The following is a 16,186-nucleotide window of genomic DNA, read 5'->3' as shown; positions in this document are numbered from 1 at the left end:
GATCAGCCGGAAATATAGCGTGGCGGCGCGGGCGATGCAGGCGCACCCGGTGCTCAGGCCTCCAGCGCCAGCACGGCAAAGCTGGCCAGCCAGTGTTCGCCCATGTAGTCGCCGGCCACATGGGGCAGGCCCAGTGCGAGATGTTCGTCGGCGGCCTGCAGCGCGGCAATGCGGCGCGCATCGCCCTCGGGCAGCGAAGAGGCGATGCTGCGCCAGCACCAGGCGCGGCTGAGGTTCAGGCCGTCGAGGTGTGCGATCTTGCCGTCGGTGCGGTCCGATACCGACGCCGGGTGAAACAGCGTGGCCGGTTCGCGCGATGCGATGCGCGGCAGGAAACGATCGAGCCACGACACGAACTCGTCTGGCGGCAGCAGGCGCCGCATGCATTCGGCTTCGATCAGCGCGGAAGACTGGAAGTCGTCGCCGCTGGGTTCGCCCCAGGCCGGGCAGTCGGTGTCGTCGCCGTACCAGCGGCTGGCCGTGGAAAGCAGCAACTCGGCCAGCGCGGTGTCCGATGTCGCCTGTGCATAGTCGGCTGCCATCCGGAGGCCGAAAGCCGTATTGAAATGGGTGCCGACGCGCACGGGGTAGGTGGCCAGCGGAAGGAAGTCGCGGTAGCGCTGCGCGAAGGTTTCGGCAAGCGGTGCCATCGCGTTCGACCAGCGTGCGTCACTGTGCTGCGCGAGCTCCGACGCCAGCTTGAGCAGCCAGCCCCAACCGTACGGCCGCTTGAAGCCGCGGGCGGTGGGCTGCGCGAGGTAGGCGCATTCGACGGCGATCTTCGCCGGCACGTAGTGTTCGTCGAAGAGCTGTTCGATCCTCGCGGCCGGCGCGATGCCGGGGAAGCGGCGCAGCAGGTACGCCAGCATCCAGTGGCTGTGCACGCAGGAGTGCCAGTCGTAGCTGCCGTAGAACACCGGATGCAACTCGCTCGGCGTGCGTGCGTCCTGCGGGCCGGCCAGCACGTGGTCGGGCTTGTTGGGGTATTCGCGCGTGACATGGCCCAGTGCGATGTCGGCAAAGCGCGCGGCCAGATCTTCGGTGAGGGTCGGTTGCATCCGCGGATGTTGGCATATCGCTCGTCGCGGACGAAGAAGAAGCCGCGCGCTATGCGGACCGGATGAGCAACAGCTGCCAGTTCAGTCCACAGGCCTGCGGCGGCCGGTCATTGGGGATCGACGACATCGAACTCGAACTGCACCGGCGCGGAGTCTTCTACGTAAGCGGTGATCAGGTAGTGGCCGGCAGGATCGCCCTGGGCCACGTCCCAAGACTTCGAAATGGTGCCGTCGTAGACGTTCAGGGTCACGTCCATCGAGATGGTCTTGCGATCCGCCGACATGCCGTGAGGCTGGCCACCGGTGCCCCATGTCTTCGGGGTTTCCGGCAATGTCATGCGTTCGAGAACGCGGACCTTGCCGGACTTCTGGTTGAGTTTCAGGATCCAGCCGTAGTTCTGGTTGACCGTTCGAGGAACGGTGTTCGAAGCCCTGAATTCCAGCACGTTGTTGTTGGGTGCGAGCTTGAAGAGGCCGAAGACCGCGTCGAGGGGACACGCGCCATTCGTTTTCGGCGCGGCGGCGCAGGCTTTGAACACGGCGGCATTGGATTCGGCCATGGACAAATGCGACGTTGTGCCTATCGTTTGAGCGCCGATGTGCATCGACGTGAGCGCGGCGGAAAGAACAACAAGGTGGCGGAAATGGTTCATGGCAAATGAGGTCCTTCAAGCGGCTGTCGAACGGTCAAGCCCAAGCGTCCGCTTTCGAGAACGTCTGATGGCCGATTCGGGGCTGGTCTCGTAGGCGGTGCTTCGACCAAAGCTGGCCAACAGCCGTCGTTGGCAAGGCGCTTGCGACTTAGACCGCCGCCGGGTGGTCCTCGAGCGGCACGAAGGAATTGCCGGAGGGTGCCAGGGCCACGATGGAGCCGGACTCGATGTCGTACACCCATCCGTGTAGCGTCAGCTTTCCTTGCGCCAGCGCGAGCGCCACGGAAGGATGGGTGCGCAGGTTGTTCAACTGTGCGATGACGTTCTCACGCACCATGCTGTCGATGCGCGCTCGCTCGGTGTCGTGGTGCTTCGACTCGTTGATCATGCGGGCCGCGTCCGCATACCGAAGCCAGTTCTTCACCGCCGGCATGTGATCCAGGCACGCGCAGGTGGCAACGGCAGTCATCGCACCGCAGTCGGAGTGGCCGCATATGACGATGTCCGTGACCTTCAAGGCGGCGACCGCGTATTCGACCGTTGCCGACACGCCCCCAGGTTCCGGACCGAAGGAGGGAACGATGTTGCCGGCGTTGCGGATGACGAACAAGTCGCCGGGCTCGCGCTGTGTCACCAGCTCAGGGACCATGCGGCTGTCCGAGCAGGAAATGAACAGCGTCGTCGGCTCCTGCTTGTTTGCGAGCTTCTGGAATAGTTCTCGGCGAGCAGGAAACACCTCTCGCTGGAACCGCAGGAATCCGTCTACAACGTCACGCATCGAGCCTCCAACTGATGGTGAATTTTACCAAGGAGCGGGTGCGGCCCGGCAAGGCGCTGTTTCAGGGAGACCGGGCAGGCTCCTTCGCGATGAAATCGACTGGTTGGACTTCGTCGCCGGAGCAGGTGTGCCCGTGGCCAGCATGCTTCTCGTGCTTCCGGCCTCTTCCAAGTCTTGGCCTCGGGACCACCGCGCCATCCGGTCAGAATGGGAGACTATGCCGATGCCTATGCAGCCCCTGTTCGACGCAATCGCTTCAATGTCCGCACCGGTGGATGCGCAGCGCATCTTCCACGGCCGCGGCGGGCTTCATCCCGAGTGCGCTCACTTGTCGCTGGACTTCTTCCCGCCGGTTTGGCTGTTGACCAGCTTCAAGCCTGCGACCGACGACGAACTGGCTGCAATCGGCGCCGCGCTGGAGCGCCGCTGGTCGCAGTTGGCACCGGGTGAAACGCTGCAATGGGTGTTTCAGTGCCGGCATGAAGGACAGAGCAGCACGCAACTCATGAGCGGTTCGCTGCCCGACCCGCATTGGGTCACCGAGGAGGGTGTTCGCTATCGCGTCAACGTGGCCCGGGGCCAGAACCACGGGCTGTTTCTCGACATGGCCGAAGGGCGGCGCTGGGTTCGTGCGTTTGTGAAGGCGCGCCCCGACGCCCGGTCGCGCGTCAAGGTGCTCAACCTGTTTGCCTACACCTGCGCGTTCTCGGTGGTCGCATTGCAGGCAGGAGCCCGCCACGTCACCAACCTGGACATGAGCAAGGGCGCACTGGCCGTGGGGCAGCAGAACCACCGCGCCAACGGCGTGCTCGAAGGCGCGAGCTTCCTCCCCCATGACCTTTTCAGTTCGTGGGGAAAAATCACGCGCGCAGGCCCTTACGGGCTGGTCATCGTCGACCCACCGAGCTATCAAAAGGGAAGTTTCATCGCGACCAAGGACTACGCCCGGCTGATCAAGCGCTTGCCTGACCTGCTCGCGCCCGATGGCCATGTCCTGCTATGCCTCAATGCGCCAGAACTGGGACCCAAATTCCTGCAGGAGCAAATGGGCGAACTGGCGCCGGAACTTGATTTCGTGGAGAGACTGGCGAATCCGAGCACCTTTCCCGACGTGTCCGACGAGCGGTCACTGAAGGTGCTGGTGTACCGGGCGCCGCCGGATGTCCGGACCTGAGGTCTGAAGCGACCGGCCTGCTTTTCCTTCCCTTTCTTCCCTCGCTCTTAGTGCCACCTGATGGCGATGAACATGCCCGTGCCGGACATGATCGCGCTGGTGCGAACCGGCGTCGCTGCTCGGCGGTGATGCACTGGAAATTACAAAGCACCTTTTCATGCCTTGATGCATGCCGCGAAGCGTGCGCTCCTAAACTGGGAAAAAGCATTCCGCATCCCATTCAGGAGACATCCCATGCCAGTCCGGAAGCGCCTTGGCGGCTTTCTGCTCGGTCTCGTCCTCGCCGTCGGTGGGGCGCAGGCCCAACAACCCTTGCGCATCGTCGTTCCCTTCGCGGCCGGCGGCGGAACCGATCAGTACGCGCGGCTGCTGGCCTCCGAACTCACCAGCCGCGGCACCCAGACGATCGTGGAGAACAAGCCGGGCGCCAGCGGCATCGTGGCGGCGGGCAACGTGGCGCGTTCCAAGCCCGACGGCACCACGTTGCTGATGAGTTCGCTGAGCATCCTGGCCAGCCACACCGTGATGTACGACAAGCTGCCCTACGACCCGGTGACCAGCTTCACGCCGGTCACGCAGATCGCCTACCAGCCGACCATCATCGTGGGGCGCTCGGACCTGCCCTACAAGAACATCAAGGAAATGGTGGCCTATGCCAAGGCGCATCCGGACAAGATCAACCGCGGCTCGCCGGGCGCATCCATCCTGACCAACCTGGCGCCCCTGGCCTTCGAGAGCATGGCGGGCATCCGCACGATGCACATTCCCTTCAATGGTGATTCGCCCGGCCTGCAGGCCATGCTCGGCAGCCAGATCGACATCCAGGGAACCTCCATCACCGGCCCGCTGCAGCATGTCAAGGCGGGCAAGATGCGCGTGCTGGGCGTGATGGACGTCAAGCGTCTGCCCCAGGTGCCCGATGCGCCCACCTTCAAGGAGCAGGGCTACGACATCGAGGCGCTGCTGTGGTACGCGCTTTCCGCACCCGCCGCCACGCCCAAGGACATCGTCGACAAGCTCAACCGCGCGGTCAACCAGGTGCTGGTCGATCCCGCCTTCATCGCGCGCGCGCAGGCCATAGGGATGGAGCCGCGAGGCGGCACGCCGCAGGCGCTGGCCGACTACGTGAAGGCCGAGACGCAGCGCTGGATCCCGCTGCTGCAGCGCCTGGACCTGCCCAAGCAGGGGCACTGAATGAGCCCCTTGTTCGACGACACCGTGGCCCTGGTCAGCGGTGCGAGCCAGGGCATCGGCTTCGCGATTGCCACCCGCCTGCTCGAGGCGGGCTGCCGCGTGGCACTGACAGACCTCGACGCCGACAGCACCCGGGAAGCGGCCCGTCGCACAGGCCACGCGGCGGACCGCGTCCGGCCCTATGCGCTGGACGTGCGCGATGCCGCGCAATGCGAAGCCGTGGTCGCCGATCTGCAGGAAGCCTGGGGGCCCGTGGGCGTGCTCGTGAACAACGCGGGGGTGAGCGGCCGCAGCGCCGTGTTCGAGGCACAGGCACTCTCGCAGGACATCGACCACGTGATGGCGGTGAACGTCAAGGGCGTGCTCAACCTGTCCGTGGCCTGCACACGGGGCCTGCACCGGACCCGTGGCGCCATCGTCAACGTGGCATCCATCACTTCGCTGGTGGCGACCTCGGCGCACATCGCCTACGGCGCCTCCAAGGGGGCCGTCGCCCAGTTGACCAAGTTCCTGGCGCGAGACTTCGGGCCGTACGGCGTGCGCGTCAACGCCGTCGCACCCGGACTGGTGATGACGCCCATGACCGCCCACATCGCGGATGACGCCGAACGCTGCGAGCGGATGGTGCGCCGTACGTATCTGCGCCGCGCGGCGGATCCGCAGGACATCGCGGGTCCCGTGGTGTTCCTGGCTTCGGAGCAGGCGCGCTACGTCACCGGCACCATCCTGCCGGTGGATGGCGGCTACACAGCCAACTGATGCCTTCATTGCGGGAAGAACACATGATCCGGGATCCCTCTGCATTCGACGAAACCCTGGCCGCCTTGCGGCGCTATGTGCGGGAGCAGCTGATTCCACGCGAGGCGGAGGTCGAGCGGCGGGACGAGGTTCCGGCCGACCTCGTCGACGACATGGCGGCGCGCGGCTTCTTCGGCTGGTCCATTCCGCAGGAATGGAGCGGCGCCGGAATGACGACCGAAGAACTGGTGCTTGCCGCGATGGAGCTGTCCCAGGCCTCGGTCGCGTTCCGGGCGCGGGTGGGCACGAACACCGGCATCGGCTCCGAGGCACTGGTGGCCGACGGCACGCCGCAGCAGAAGGCCCGCTACCTGCCGCTGCTGGCCAGCGGCGCCTTGACCGGCGCGTTCGCATTGACGGAGCCCGATGCCGGCTCGGATGCGACCGCGCTGAAGACGAGCGCCGCACGCGACGGCGAGCACTACGTGCTCAACGGAACCAAGTGCTTCATCACCAATGCGCCGATCGCGGGGCTGTTCACCGTGCTGGCGCGCACCGATCCGCAGGACCGCTCCGCCCGTGGCATCTCGGCCTTCCTGGTCGAGCGCGGCACGCCCGGCCTTTCGACGGGAGAGGCCTACCGCAAGATGGGGCAGGCCGGATCGCCCGTGTCCGAGGTGCTTCTGAGCGACTGCCGCGTGCCTGCCGACAGCCTCATCGGTGGCGTGGAGGGCATGGGTTTCAAGACGGCGATGAAGGTGCTCAACAAGCAGCGCATCCACCTGGCGGCGCTGTGCACGGGCCCGGCCATCCGCATGCTGGATGAAGCCGTCGCCTGGACCTGCGAGCGCCGCCAGTTCGGCCAGCCGGTGGCCGGCTTCCAGCTGGTGCAGGCCCTGATCGCCGACTGCCAGACCGAAATCCAGGCGGCGCGCGCGCTGATCCTGCAGACCGCGCGCCAGCGCGACGCCGGCGAGGACGTGACCATGCAGGCGTCGATCTGCAAGTACTTCGCCTCGGAGATGTGCGGACGCGTGGCGGACCGCTGCGTGCAGATGCTGGGCGGCACGGGCTTCATCCAGGGCCATCCGGTCGAGCGCTTCTATCGCGACGTCCGGCTGTTCCGCCTCTACGAAGGCACGAGCCAGATCCATCAACTGAACATTGCCAGGCGCACCATCGCGGCGGCCGGCTACCGCCTGGGCGACTGAGCGAGCGGTATCAAAAAAGCAAGATCCGGGAATATCGAATGAACCACTCTTCTTCCATGCAGCCGCTTGCCGGCGTGCGTGTGCTGGACCTCTCCAGGGTCATGGCGGGCCCGCTGTGCGGCATGGCGCTGGCCGACCTGGGCGCCGACGTCATCAAGGTCGAGCACCCGGAGCGCGGCGACGACACGCGGGACTGGGGCGTGCGCATCGGCAGCCACAACACGTCCTACTTCAACAGCTGCAATCGCAACAAGCGCTCGATCTGCGTCGACCTGCAGGACAAGGACGGGCAGGAACTCGTGCGCAAGCTCGCGGCGCAGTGCGACGTGGTCATCCAGAACTTCAAGTACGGCGGCGCGCAGAAGATGGGGCTGGGCTATGAAGACCTGCGCAGCATCAACCCGGAGATCATCTACTGCTCGATCTCGGGCTATTCGGTGCTGAGCGACGAGAAGGCGCGGCCGGGCTACGACCTCGTGATCCAGGGCGAGACCGGCTTGATGGCCATGAATGGCGAAGAAGGGCAGGGGCCGCTGAAGTTCGGCATTGCCGCGGTCGACATGTTCACCGGCATGTACTCGGCCCAGGCCATCCTGGCCGTGCTGTACGAGCGCACGCGCACCGGCCAAGGCCGCCACATCCAGATGTCGCTGTACGACAGCGGGATGATGATCACGTCCTACTACGGGCTGACCGCCTGGCTCAACCGGGGGGATCCGGCGAAGTTCGGCAACTCGCATCCGTCGATCGTGCCGTACGGCGTGTTCGAGGCCGCGGACGGACCGCTGGTGATAGCGGTCGGAAACAACGGCCAGTTCAAAAGGTTCTGCGAGGAGGTGATCTTCTGCCCGGAACTGCCTGTCGATCCGAAGTTCGCCACCAACACCGAACGCTCCAGGCACCGGCACGAACTGCTGCCCATACTGCTCGGCGAGATCGGACAGTTCTCGCGCGCCGATCTCATCGGCCGCATGAACAAGGCCGGCATTCCCTGCGGCGAGGTGCTCGGCCTCTACGAGGCGCTGCAGTCGGAGCGCACGGCGCAGACGCAGGTCTGGCACAGCTTCGAAGACACGCAGGCGGGAGCGCAGGCCGTCCATGCGCCGCCCTACATCATCGACGGCGCGCGCGCCGGTGTGCGCCGTCCTCCGCCGCACCTGGGGGAGCACACGGCCGAAGTGCTGCGCGAGCTGCTCGACATGGGCGAGGCGCAGCTCGAAGCCCTGGGCAACAGGAGCATCATCAAGTAGGCGGGCAGGGCCCGAGGGCCCTGCCGCTTACTGCGCCTGCTTGGGCAGGTTGAGGCTTTGCAGCAGCGGAACCCAGCGGTCCGCCTCGGCCTTGATGAACTTGCCCAGTTCTTCGGGCGTGCCGCCCTGGGGCTCCATGCCGATCGCATGGGCCCGGGCCACGAACTCGGGGTCGGCGATCACCTTGTTCACGGCCTTGTTCAGGCGGTCGATCGCCGGCTTGGGCGTGCCGGCAGGCACCGAAAGGGAATACCAGAGCCTGGCTTCCATGTCGAAGCCCTGCTCCTTGAAGGTGGGCGCATCGGGCACCTGCGGCAGGCGCTGCGAGTCCATCACGCCCAGCACGCGCAACTTGCCCGACTTCACATAAGGCAGCGATCCGGTGATGGAGGTGCCGTGGATGTCGATCTGGTTGCCCAGCAGGGCCTGGAGCGCAGGGGCGTCGCCGTTGAAAGGAATGTGCAGCGTGCTGAAGCCCTGTTCCTTTTCGAAGGCGAGGGGAGCCAGGTTCGTCAGGATCGCCGCCCCAGGCGAACCCCGGTTGATCTTGCCCGGGTTCTGCTTGGCGTAGGCCACCATTTCCTTGATGTTCTTGTACGGCAGGTCGGTGCGGCCCACGACGATGGCGGGTTGGTAGGCGATCTGCGTGACCGGCGAGAAATCCTTCGCGGGGTCGTAGGGCAGCTTGTCGTAGAGAACGCTGTTGTTCGCGAGCGTGCCGAGCGAGGACACGAGCACCGTCTGTCCGTCCGGCTTCGCGCGGGCGACGTAGTCGGCCGCGAGGATGCCGCTGGCGCCGGGCTTGTTCTCGATGATGACGTTGAGCCCCTGCTTGTTGAGCTCCTGGGCCAAAATGCGGCAGTACTGGTCGGTGCCGCCGCCGGCCGCGAAGGGCACGACGATGCGGGTCACCTGCTGTGCGAGGGCGAGGGTGGGGGCGATGGCGCACGCACACAGTGCCAGCCCCATGACGAGTTTGCGATAGCTCATTTTGTCTCCAGCTTCGGTCCGGATCCGGACTCTCGAATCAGTCTAGATGGCCGCCCGGCGTGTGGATCGGCAGGGAATGAAAAGCAGCTTTGCGCGATCCGCAGCCGGGACCCCCCGGCCCGCCCACACACTTGGCCGATGACCGTGAAGATCACCAGAGTCGGGACGACCAAAGACCAATTGGGCGAGAGCCCCTGCTGGGATGCCGACGCCCAGGCCCTGACCTGGATCGACGCACTGCCCGGCACGCTCTGGAGGCTGCCCCTGGATGCCGTGCAGGCCGAACGCCACCAGCTGCCCGCGCCCGTGGGCTCGATCGCGCCCTGCCGCAGCGCGGCCGTCGTGGTGGCCCTGCGCAACAGCTTCGCGCGCTATGACTTCGCCACGCGCAGGCTGGAGCACCTGGCCGGCATTCCCGTGGACCATCCGAAGGTTCGCTTCAACGACGGCAAATGCGATGCGGCCGGCAACTTCCTGGCGGGCACCATGCACATCGACCGCCAGGCCGGCGAGCCCGTGATGGGCGGGCTCTACCGGCTGCGCACCGACTGCCGGGTGGAACAACTGGCCGACGACATCGGCTTTGCCAATGGGCCTTGCTTCAGCCCCGACGGCGCCGTGCTCTACCTGGCCGACAGCCTGGAGCGGATCATCTGGGCCTACGACTACGACCCGGACGGTCCCCTGCGCAACAAGCGCGTCTTTGCTCGCACGCAGGCCTTCGACTCCGGTCCCGACGGCGCAACGACCGATTCGCAAGGGTTTCTCTGGACCGTGCTGACCCGCGCCGCCAGGCTCGCGCGCTACGCGCCGGACGGCGAACTGGACCGCGTGATCGAGCTGCCGGTGAGCTATCCGACGAGCATCTGCTTTGGCGGGCCGCGCCTTGAACACCTGTACCTCACGAGCATTTCGCGCAGCACGCGGCTGGAGGGCACGCTGGCGCAGGACGGCGGCCTGTTCCAGCTCGAGGGTCTTCCCGCGGCGGGACGACTGCCCCATCACTTCGGGGATTGCTAGCCGGTCTCGCTTCTCATCGCGTCCGCCACGTAGTCCACGAAGGCCCGCACCTTCAGCGGAAGCACACGGCTTTGCCGGAAGACGGCGAAGATGCCGTTCGAGAAGGCCCGCACCGCAAAGCGGTATTCGGGCAGCAGCCGCACCAGGGCGCCTTCGCGCAAGTCGTCGCGAACGGTGGCCTCGGACAGCAGCGCCACGCCCATGCCGCCGATGGCGGCCAGCCGCAGCACCTCGCCGTTGTTGGCGCTCAGCACGCCCTGGATGAGCAGCTCCTGCTGCTCTCCGGCCTGGTCGATGTACTTCCAGGTGGTGATCTCGCGGTCGCGCCGATAGGTGAGGCAGCGCACCTGCGGCAAGTCGGAGGGATGCCGGATGCGGGAGTAGGTCTTCAGGAAGGCCGGGCTGGCCACCAGCACCTCGTCGCTCGACAGCAGCCGCTTGATGACGAAGCCCGAATCGTTGGACTCACCGGTGCGGATGTCGACATCGAAGTCCTGGTCCACCAGGTTGATCGGATGCTCCGAGAGTTCCAGCTCGACTCGGATGTCCGGATAGAGCTCCGCGAAACGCGGCAGCAGCGGTGCCAGCACCCGCAGGGCGATGTGTGTCCGGGAGTGCACGCGCAGGCGGCCTTCCGGCCGTTCGCGCGCGCTGTGCACGGCCTGCTCGGCCTCGTTCATGAGCTCCAGCATCGCCTCGGCCCGCTCCAGGAAGGCCTGGCCCGCTTCGGTCACCTTGAGGTTGCGGCTGGTGCGGTCCACCAGCTGCACGCCCAGTTCTTCCTCCATCGCACTGATGCGCCGCGAGATGGTCGCCGGCGAAAGACTGAGGCTGCGGGCCGCGGCCGAGAGGCTCCCCTTGCGCTGGGTGGCGACAAAGATGCGCAGCGAATCGAGCGCTTTCATTTCGAAAGACGCAAAGAAGCTGTGCATGCGCTGGTGATCCAGCGAGGGCTCGAGTTCCTACGATTGGCCTCGATCAGAACCAGCCAACCAGGAGCAACAGCGATGGACTTCGGAATCTTCATTTTGATGCAGCAACGGAACAAGCATAAGACGTCCCACCAGATTCTGCGCGACGCCGTCGAGCAGACGCGCCTGGCGGACGAACTGGGCTTCGGTGCCGCTTGGTACGCCGAGCACCACTTCAGCAACTACGGCATGTGCTCGTCGCCGCTGACCATGATCGCGCACTGCGCCGCGGTCACGCGCAACATCCGCCTGGGCACGGGCATTGTCGTCGCTCCGCTGTACACGCCGGCGCGCCTGATCGCGGACGTGGCGATGGTCGACCAGCTGTCCAACGGCCGCCTGAACCTGGGCATCGGCTCTGGCTACCAGCACTTCGAGTTCGAGCGCTTCGGCGTGTCGCTGGAGTCGGCCAAGGGCCGCACCTTCGAGATGCTCGACATGCTCGAAGCCGGCCTGCGGCAGCCCAAGTTCAGCTATGACGGCGAGTACTACCAGCAGCCCATGAGCGCGATCAGCCAGCGCGCGGTGCAGCGGCCGATGCCGCCGATGTGGATCACCAGCGTCGACCCGGCCTTCCTGTCGCGCGCCGTGAAGTCCGATCACCACGTGTTCGTCTCCGGCGGCGACGGCGGGCTGGAGAAGCTGGCGAGCACCCGTGGCCTCATCGACAAGGTGGCCGCGGCCGAGGGCAAGGACCCCGCGGGCGTGCAGGTCGGCCTGCTGCGCGCGGCCTTTGCGAGCAACGACAAGGCCGAGGTGGAAAGCTACCTCGAGTGCGCGCGCTACCAGCGCCGCATCGCCGTCAGCCTGAAGCGCCGCACCGCGCAGATCGCCGACGACTACCAGGTCGAGGAAGGCATCGTCGAAGGCGAACCCTCGCTGGACGAGATGCGCACGCTGCTGCCCGTGGGCGACATCGACACCGTGATCGAACGCGTGGTCAACGAGATCCGCACGCTCAAGCCGGTGCACTACTGCTTCCAGACCCAGATGGGCGACTTCGACCACCCGACCATGCTGCGCCAGCTCGAGGTGTGGGGCAAGGTCATCATTCCGACGGTGCAGCAGGAGATCGCCAACGATCCGCCGCACCGGCCGGCGGCCAAGGCCGAACTCGCCGCGGCCTGAGCCCGCGTGCCTGGAGACGCCATGTCCGAAGCCGCCGAAGGCATCCGCTCGCTCATCGAGCCCGCCCAGTTCCGCCAGCTGCTCGGTTGCTTTCCGACCGGCGTGGCCGTCATCACCACGCGCGCACCCGACGGGCAGCCCGCGGGCCTGACCTGCAACTCGTTCAGCTCGGTGTCGCTGGATCCGCCGCTGGTGCTGTTCAGCCTGCGCAATGCCAGCCGCCTGCTGTCCACCTTCCAGGCAGCGGACGGCTTTGCCATCAACATCCTGTCCGAGCAGCAGGACGCGCTGTCGGGCCGCTTCGCGTCGAGCAAGATCGAGGACAAGTTCGACGGCGTGCGCTGGCGCGCGGGCTCGCTGGGCATGCCGTTGATCGACGACTGCCTGGTGGGCTTCGAGTGCAGCGTGCATGCCGCGCACGAGGCGGGCGACCACACCATCTTCATCGGCGAGGTGCGCCACCTGAGCGCCGGGGCGTCCGAGCAGGCGCTGGTGTTCTACAAGGGCGCCTACATGAAGCTGGCCGAGTCGCTGCGCAAGCTGGTCGTGGAAGGGCGGCTGGGAGACGCCGACATCGACGAGGCCTATCGCACGCTCTACGGCACGCTGCTGCGCCTGGCCAGCGAACGCGCCACCGAGGCCGAGCTGGACGCGGTGCACGAGGCCGCCGACACCATCGAGGCGCACCCCGACGACGCACCGCTGAAGGAGCGCATTGCCTCCGCCAGCGCGTTCTTCGCCTCGATCGCGGCCGCAGGCCACAACGAGGCGCTGACGCTGATGGCACAGACCATGACCAGCGTGCTGCGCGAGCGCATGACGCACGTGCTCTCGGTGCGTCCGCGCCCCGACCTTTTTCCGCTGCGCCGCAAGGTGGCGCACAACCTGCGCCGGCGCGATGCCGACGGCGCCGCGGCCGCCCTGGACGAGCTGATCACGCAGTTGCGCAGGGGCTGAGCCTTTCCGTCATTCCACAGGAGACAAGATGTCCATCGACTACGCCGGCTTCCGGCGCGAACTCGACTCGTTCGCGCGCGATGCCTGCCCACCCGAGATCCGCGCCGTCGTCGCGGCCGGGCAGAAGATCACCAAGCGCGAGTACCAGGCCTGGCAGAAGATCCTCGCCACCCGTGGCTGGGGCGCGCCGAGCTGGCCGGTCGAAGCCGGCGGCACCGGATGGGACATCCGCCAGCGCCTCATCTTCGAGGAGGTGATGGCCGAGAACGACTGTCCGCCTCTCTATCACCACGGCCTGGGCCACATCGGCCCGGTGATCATCCGTTTCGGCACGCCCGAGCAGAAAGCCCGGTTCCTGCCGCGCATCCTCGACGGCTCGGACTGGTGGTGCCAGGGCTATTCGGAGCCGGGCTCGGGCTCCGACCTGGCCTCGCTGTCGACCAGTGCGCGGCTCGACGGCGGCGAGTGGGTCGTCAACGGCCAGAAGATCTGGACCTCGCATGCGCACGAGGCCAGCATGATCTACATGCTGGTTCGCACCTCGAAGGAGGCGAAGAAGCAGGAAGGCATCTCGCTGCTGCTGGTGCCCATGGACAGCCCGGGCATCACCGTGCGCCCCATCAAGACCATCGACGGCTGGCATCACCTCAACGAGGTGTTCTTCGACGAAGTGCGCGTGCGCGCCGACAACCTCGTGGGCGAGGTCGGCAAGGGCTGGACCTGCGCGAAGTTCCTGCTCGAGCGCGAACGCCTGCCGCCGGCCAACGTGGCGCGGCTGGAGCTCATGCGCCGCCAGGTCACGCAACTGGTCGAGGAGGCGAGCCGCGCCGCCGCGGGCCGGCGCGACTTCGGCGGGCTGCACCACAAGCTGTTGCTGTGCGAGGCCGACGTGAAAGGCGCGCGCTTGATGATGGCGCAGGCCACCGACGACCTGATCCACCAGCGCCCGCTGGGCGTGCAGCCCTCCGTCATCAAGATGACCTGCGCCGACGTCGCGCAGCGGCTGACGACCATCGCGCTGGACGCGGTCGGCCCCGATGCGGCCCATCGCTTCCTTGCCGATGCGGGGGATGACGTGCCCGACGCCACCTGGATACAGAACTACATGTTCACGCGCGCCCGCACCATCGCCGGCGGCACCTCCGAGGTGCAGCGCAACGTCGTCGCCAACGAACTGCTGGGAGCCTGAGCCATGTTCACATCCTTCCCATCGCTCTTTCCCGGCATGCTGCTGGATTCGGCGAGCCGCTATGCCCAGGATCACGCGGACCGGGCGCTGCAGGGCGACCCCGTGCGCGAACTGGGCTGGACGGCCACCCTCGTGCCCGAGGAGGCCGGCGGCGTCGGCGGCAGCCTGAGCGATCTCGCGTCCATCGTCGAGGGGCTGGCCACGCATGGCCTGCAGCTTCCGGTGGTCGAGACCTGCGCCGTCGTGCCGCTGCTGTTGCAGGCGGCGGGTGCAGAGACGGCCGGGCGCTGGCTGGAGGCCGTGGCCGACGGCAGCGCGCAGGTGGCGCCGCTGACCGCGCTGTCCGGCATGCCCGACGACACCGCCCTGGCGGCCCGGCACCTGGACATCGGCTACGAGCTGGGCGGCACGGTGCAGGGCGTCGACGTCACGCTGCCTGCCTCGCACTACCTCGTGCCCGCGCGGGTCGATGGCGAGGACGCCATCTTCCTGGTCGACGCCGAGCGCGTCGGCGCACCGAAGGCCCGCTACAGGACCATGGAGGGCCGCGAGGGCGCGGACTTCGCGCTGCAGGGGCTCGCCGTGCCCGAGGGCGCGTGCATCGCGCGTGGCGCTGCCGCCCGCGAGGCGCTGGAGAAGGCCACCGATGCCGCCTTGCTGCTGACCGCCGCCGACACGGTGGCCGCGATGGCCACGCTCATCCGCGAGACCGTCAGTCACCTGAAGGAGCGGCGCCAGTTCGGCGTGGCGCTTTCCACCTTCCAGGTGCTGCGCCATCGCGTGGCCGACATGTACGTGAAGTACCTGGGCGCCAAGGGCCTGGTGATCCATTGCTTCCACGAACACGAGCAGCACGCGGCCGGCCTGCGCCGCACGCTGCGCCTGGCCAAGGTGTCGCTGGCCGAGTCGGCGCGCGCCTGCGCCGAATCGGCCATCCAGATGCACGGCGGCATGGGCGTGAGCGAGGAGGTGCTGGCCACCCGCACCGCGCAGCGCCTCATCGCCTCGGAGTTCCGCTACGGCGACCGGCTCCTGCATGTCGCCCGGTTGCTGGCGCCGCAGGCGTGCGCCACGCCGACTGCTTCTCTTTCCAACCAAACCGGGAGTGTGCGATGAGCATCAATCTGGAAGTTTCCGACCACATCGCCGTCATCCGGCTGGACAAGCCGCCGGTCAATGCGCTCGACCGCGCCACCCGCCGCCGCCTGATCGAGATCTTCGACGAGGTGTCCGAGCGCGCCGACGTGCGCGTGGCGATCCTCACGGGCACCGGCAAGTTCTTCTGCTCCGGCGCGGACCTCAAGGACCGCCCCGACGCCGGGAAGGCGGGCGACTTTCTCGACCACAACCGCTGGACGCGCGAGACCGGCAACGCCATCCGCGAATGCGCCAAGCCGGTGATCGCCGCGGTCAACGGTCCCGCGCTGGGGGCGGGCTTCGGCCTCATGGCCGCCTGCGACATCTTCCTGGCGAGCGACGACGCGACCTTCGCCATGCCGGAGATCAACGTGGGGCTCGCGGGCGGTGTCTCGATGCTCAGGACCATGTTCGGGCGTTCGTTCACGCGCCGCATGTTCTTCACCGGCATGAAGGTGTCCGCGGCCGAGCTGTACCGCCGTGGCGTGCTCGACGAGGTGGTGCCCGCCGGGGAGCTGATGCCGCTGGCCATGGAGATCGCGCAGGAGATCGCCTCCAAGGCACCGATGGCCGTGGCCTATGCCAAGCAGGCCGCCAACATGATGGACCTGATGCCGCAGCGCGACGGCTACCGCTTCGAGCAGAACATCACCATGGCCCTGTCGCGGACCGAGGATGCGCAGGAGGCCCGCAAGGCCTTCCTTGAGAAGCGCAAGCCTGTCTACAAGGGGCGCTGAG

The 16,186-nt window shown here is 67.0% G+C and carries 16 protein-coding genes; 11 read left to right on the top strand and 5 right to left on the bottom strand.

Annotated features, from left to right (window positions below; translation table 11 throughout):
- Nucleotides 1-53: 53 nt before the first annotated feature.
- The 3 genes from AC1RVW_RS06055 to AC1RVW_RS06045 all read right to left on the bottom strand — a co-directional run bounded on the left by AC1RVW_RS06055 (nt 54) and on the right by AC1RVW_RS06045 (nt 2,489).
- Nucleotides 54-1,058 (bottom strand): DUF2891 domain-containing protein, encoded by a 1,005-nt coding sequence (locus tag AC1RVW_RS06055; RefSeq protein ID WP_493198660.1) that lies wholly within the window; start codon nt 1,056-1,058, stop codon nt 54-56.
- A gap of 107 nt (nt 1,059-1,165) precedes the next feature.
- Nucleotides 1,166-1,711, bottom strand: a complete 546-nt coding sequence (locus AC1RVW_RS06050) for a PM0630 family protein (RefSeq protein ID WP_493198658.1) — start codon at nt 1,709-1,711, stop codon at nt 1,166-1,168.
- 148 nt (nt 1,712-1,859) lie between these two features.
- Nucleotides 1,860-2,489, bottom strand: a complete 630-nt coding sequence (locus tag AC1RVW_RS06045) for a carbonic anhydrase (protein WP_409196636.1) — start codon at nt 2,487-2,489, stop codon at nt 1,860-1,862.
- A 229-nt stretch (nt 2,490-2,718) separates the two neighbouring features.
- On the opposite strand from AC1RVW_RS06045, the gene AC1RVW_RS06040 reads away from it, so the two are divergent.
- The 5 genes from AC1RVW_RS06040 to AC1RVW_RS06020 all read left to right on the top strand — a co-directional run bounded on the left by AC1RVW_RS06040 (nt 2,719) and on the right by AC1RVW_RS06020 (nt 8,056).
- Nucleotides 2,719-3,663: a class I SAM-dependent methyltransferase gene (locus AC1RVW_RS06040; protein WP_493198818.1), complete on the top strand. Its 945-nt coding sequence runs from the start codon at nt 2,719-2,721 to the stop codon at nt 3,661-3,663.
- A 234-nt stretch (nt 3,664-3,897) separates the two neighbouring features.
- On the top strand, nt 3,898-4,857 hold the full coding sequence (locus tag AC1RVW_RS06035; protein WP_409196635.1) for a Bug family tripartite tricarboxylate transporter substrate binding protein: 960 nt from the start codon (nt 3,898-3,900) through the stop codon (nt 4,855-4,857).
- Complete coding sequence (locus tag AC1RVW_RS06030) at nt 4,858-5,616, top strand: SDR family NAD(P)-dependent oxidoreductase (protein ID WP_493198655.1); 759 nt, start codon at nt 4,858-4,860, stop codon at nt 5,614-5,616.
- Nucleotides 5,617-5,639: 23 nt separating this feature from the next.
- Nucleotides 5,640-6,806, top strand: coding sequence for an acyl-CoA dehydrogenase family protein (locus tag AC1RVW_RS06025; RefSeq protein WP_493198653.1), 1,167 nt, complete (start codon nt 5,640-5,642; stop codon nt 6,804-6,806).
- A gap of 38 nt (nt 6,807-6,844) precedes the next feature.
- Nucleotides 6,845-8,056, top strand: coding sequence for a CaiB/BaiF CoA transferase family protein (locus tag AC1RVW_RS06020; protein ID WP_493198651.1), 1,212 nt, complete (start codon nt 6,845-6,847; stop codon nt 8,054-8,056).
- Nucleotides 8,057-8,083: 27 nt separating this feature from the next.
- On the opposite strand, the gene AC1RVW_RS06015 is transcribed toward AC1RVW_RS06020, so the two are convergent.
- Complete coding sequence (locus AC1RVW_RS06015; RefSeq protein WP_285411245.1) at nt 8,084-9,046, bottom strand: Bug family tripartite tricarboxylate transporter substrate binding protein; 963 nt, start codon at nt 9,044-9,046, stop codon at nt 8,084-8,086.
- Between the two features lie 138 nt (nt 9,047-9,184).
- Here AC1RVW_RS06015 and AC1RVW_RS06010 point away from each other — a divergent pair, with 138 nt between their 5' ends.
- The gene (locus tag AC1RVW_RS06010; RefSeq protein WP_493198648.1) at nt 9,185-10,066 is read left to right on the top strand and encodes an SMP-30/gluconolactonase/LRE family protein; all 882 of its coding nucleotides are present in this window, start codon (nt 9,185-9,187) and stop codon (nt 10,064-10,066) included.
- Here the strand turns inward: AC1RVW_RS06010 and AC1RVW_RS06005 are convergent.
- Nucleotides 10,063-10,998, bottom strand: coding sequence for a LysR family transcriptional regulator (locus AC1RVW_RS06005; protein ID WP_234383057.1), 936 nt, complete (start codon nt 10,996-10,998; stop codon nt 10,063-10,065). The two genes, AC1RVW_RS06010 and AC1RVW_RS06005, sit on opposite strands and share 4 nt — an antisense overlap.
- 75 nt (nt 10,999-11,073) lie before the next feature.
- On the opposite strand from AC1RVW_RS06005, the gene AC1RVW_RS06000 reads away from it, so the two are divergent.
- The 5 genes from AC1RVW_RS06000 to AC1RVW_RS05980 are packed head-to-tail and all read left to right on the top strand — an operon-like array spanning nt 11,074 to nt 16,185.
- The gene (locus tag AC1RVW_RS06000; RefSeq protein WP_493198646.1) at nt 11,074-12,165 is read left to right on the top strand and encodes an LLM class flavin-dependent oxidoreductase; all 1,092 of its coding nucleotides are present in this window, start codon (nt 11,074-11,076) and stop codon (nt 12,163-12,165) included.
- A gap of 21 nt (nt 12,166-12,186) precedes the next feature.
- Nucleotides 12,187-13,122 carry a flavin reductase family protein gene (locus AC1RVW_RS05995; RefSeq protein WP_493198644.1) on the top strand — a complete coding sequence of 312 codons (936 nt, stop codon included), beginning with the start codon at nt 12,187-12,189 and terminating at the stop codon, nt 13,120-13,122.
- A gap of 28 nt (nt 13,123-13,150) precedes the next feature.
- On the top strand, nt 13,151-14,311 hold the full coding sequence (locus AC1RVW_RS05990; protein WP_493198642.1) for an acyl-CoA dehydrogenase family protein: 1,161 nt from the start codon (nt 13,151-13,153) through the stop codon (nt 14,309-14,311).
- A 3-nt stretch (nt 14,312-14,314) separates the two neighbouring features.
- Complete coding sequence (locus AC1RVW_RS05985) at nt 14,315-15,427, top strand: acyl-CoA dehydrogenase family protein (RefSeq protein WP_493198640.1); 1,113 nt, start codon at nt 14,315-14,317, stop codon at nt 15,425-15,427.
- Nucleotides 15,424-16,185, top strand: a complete 762-nt coding sequence (locus AC1RVW_RS05980; RefSeq protein WP_081267619.1) for an enoyl-CoA hydratase/isomerase family protein — start codon at nt 15,424-15,426, stop codon at nt 16,183-16,185. Before AC1RVW_RS05985 ends, AC1RVW_RS05980 begins: the two co-directional genes overlap by 4 nt.
- The last annotated feature ends 1 nt before the right edge of the window (nt 16,186 follow it).

The organism is Variovorax sp. MPBD4-3 (assembly GCF_058809745.1).
Note: the sequence above shows the minus strand (reverse complement) of the source record. Positions and strands in the feature narration are given on the sequence as shown.

Coding starts and splice junctions, on each gene's coding strand:
- AC1RVW_RS05980 (WP_081267619.1), top strand. CDS start 15,424: ATGAGCATCAATCTGGAAGTTTCCGACCACATCGCCGTCATCCGGCTG.
- AC1RVW_RS06050 (WP_493198658.1), bottom strand. CDS start 1,711: ATGAACCATTTCCGCCACCTTGTTGTTCTTTCCGCCGCGCTCACGTCG.
- AC1RVW_RS05985 (WP_493198640.1), top strand. CDS start 14,315: ATGTTCACATCCTTCCCATCGCTCTTTCCCGGCATGCTGCTGGATTCG.
- AC1RVW_RS06015 (WP_285411245.1), bottom strand. CDS start 9,046: ATGAGCTATCGCAAACTCGTCATGGGGCTGGCACTGTGTGCGTGCGCC.
- AC1RVW_RS06045 (WP_409196636.1), bottom strand. CDS start 2,489: ATGCGTGACGTTGTAGACGGATTCCTGCGGTTCCAGCGAGAGGTGTTT.
- AC1RVW_RS06035 (WP_409196635.1), top strand. CDS start 3,898: ATGCCAGTCCGGAAGCGCCTTGGCGGCTTTCTGCTCGGTCTCGTCCTC.
- AC1RVW_RS06040 (WP_493198818.1), top strand. CDS start 2,719: ATGCAGCCCCTGTTCGACGCAATCGCTTCAATGTCCGCACCGGTGGAT.
- AC1RVW_RS06000 (WP_493198646.1), top strand. CDS start 11,074: ATGGACTTCGGAATCTTCATTTTGATGCAGCAACGGAACAAGCATAAG.
- AC1RVW_RS06005 (WP_234383057.1), bottom strand. CDS start 10,998: ATGCACAGCTTCTTTGCGTCTTTCGAAATGAAAGCGCTCGATTCGCTG.
- AC1RVW_RS06055 (WP_493198660.1), bottom strand. CDS start 1,058: ATGCAACCGACCCTCACCGAAGATCTGGCCGCGCGCTTTGCCGACATC.
- AC1RVW_RS06025 (WP_493198653.1), top strand. CDS start 5,640: ATGATCCGGGATCCCTCTGCATTCGACGAAACCCTGGCCGCCTTGCGG.
- AC1RVW_RS05995 (WP_493198644.1), top strand. CDS start 12,187: ATGTCCGAAGCCGCCGAAGGCATCCGCTCGCTCATCGAGCCCGCCCAG.
- AC1RVW_RS06020 (WP_493198651.1), top strand. CDS start 6,845: ATGAACCACTCTTCTTCCATGCAGCCGCTTGCCGGCGTGCGTGTGCTG.
- AC1RVW_RS05990 (WP_493198642.1), top strand. CDS start 13,151: ATGTCCATCGACTACGCCGGCTTCCGGCGCGAACTCGACTCGTTCGCG.
- AC1RVW_RS06030 (WP_493198655.1), top strand. CDS start 4,858: ATGAGCCCCTTGTTCGACGACACCGTGGCCCTGGTCAGCGGTGCGAGC.
- AC1RVW_RS06010 (WP_493198648.1), top strand. CDS start 9,185: ATGACCGTGAAGATCACCAGAGTCGGGACGACCAAAGACCAATTGGGC.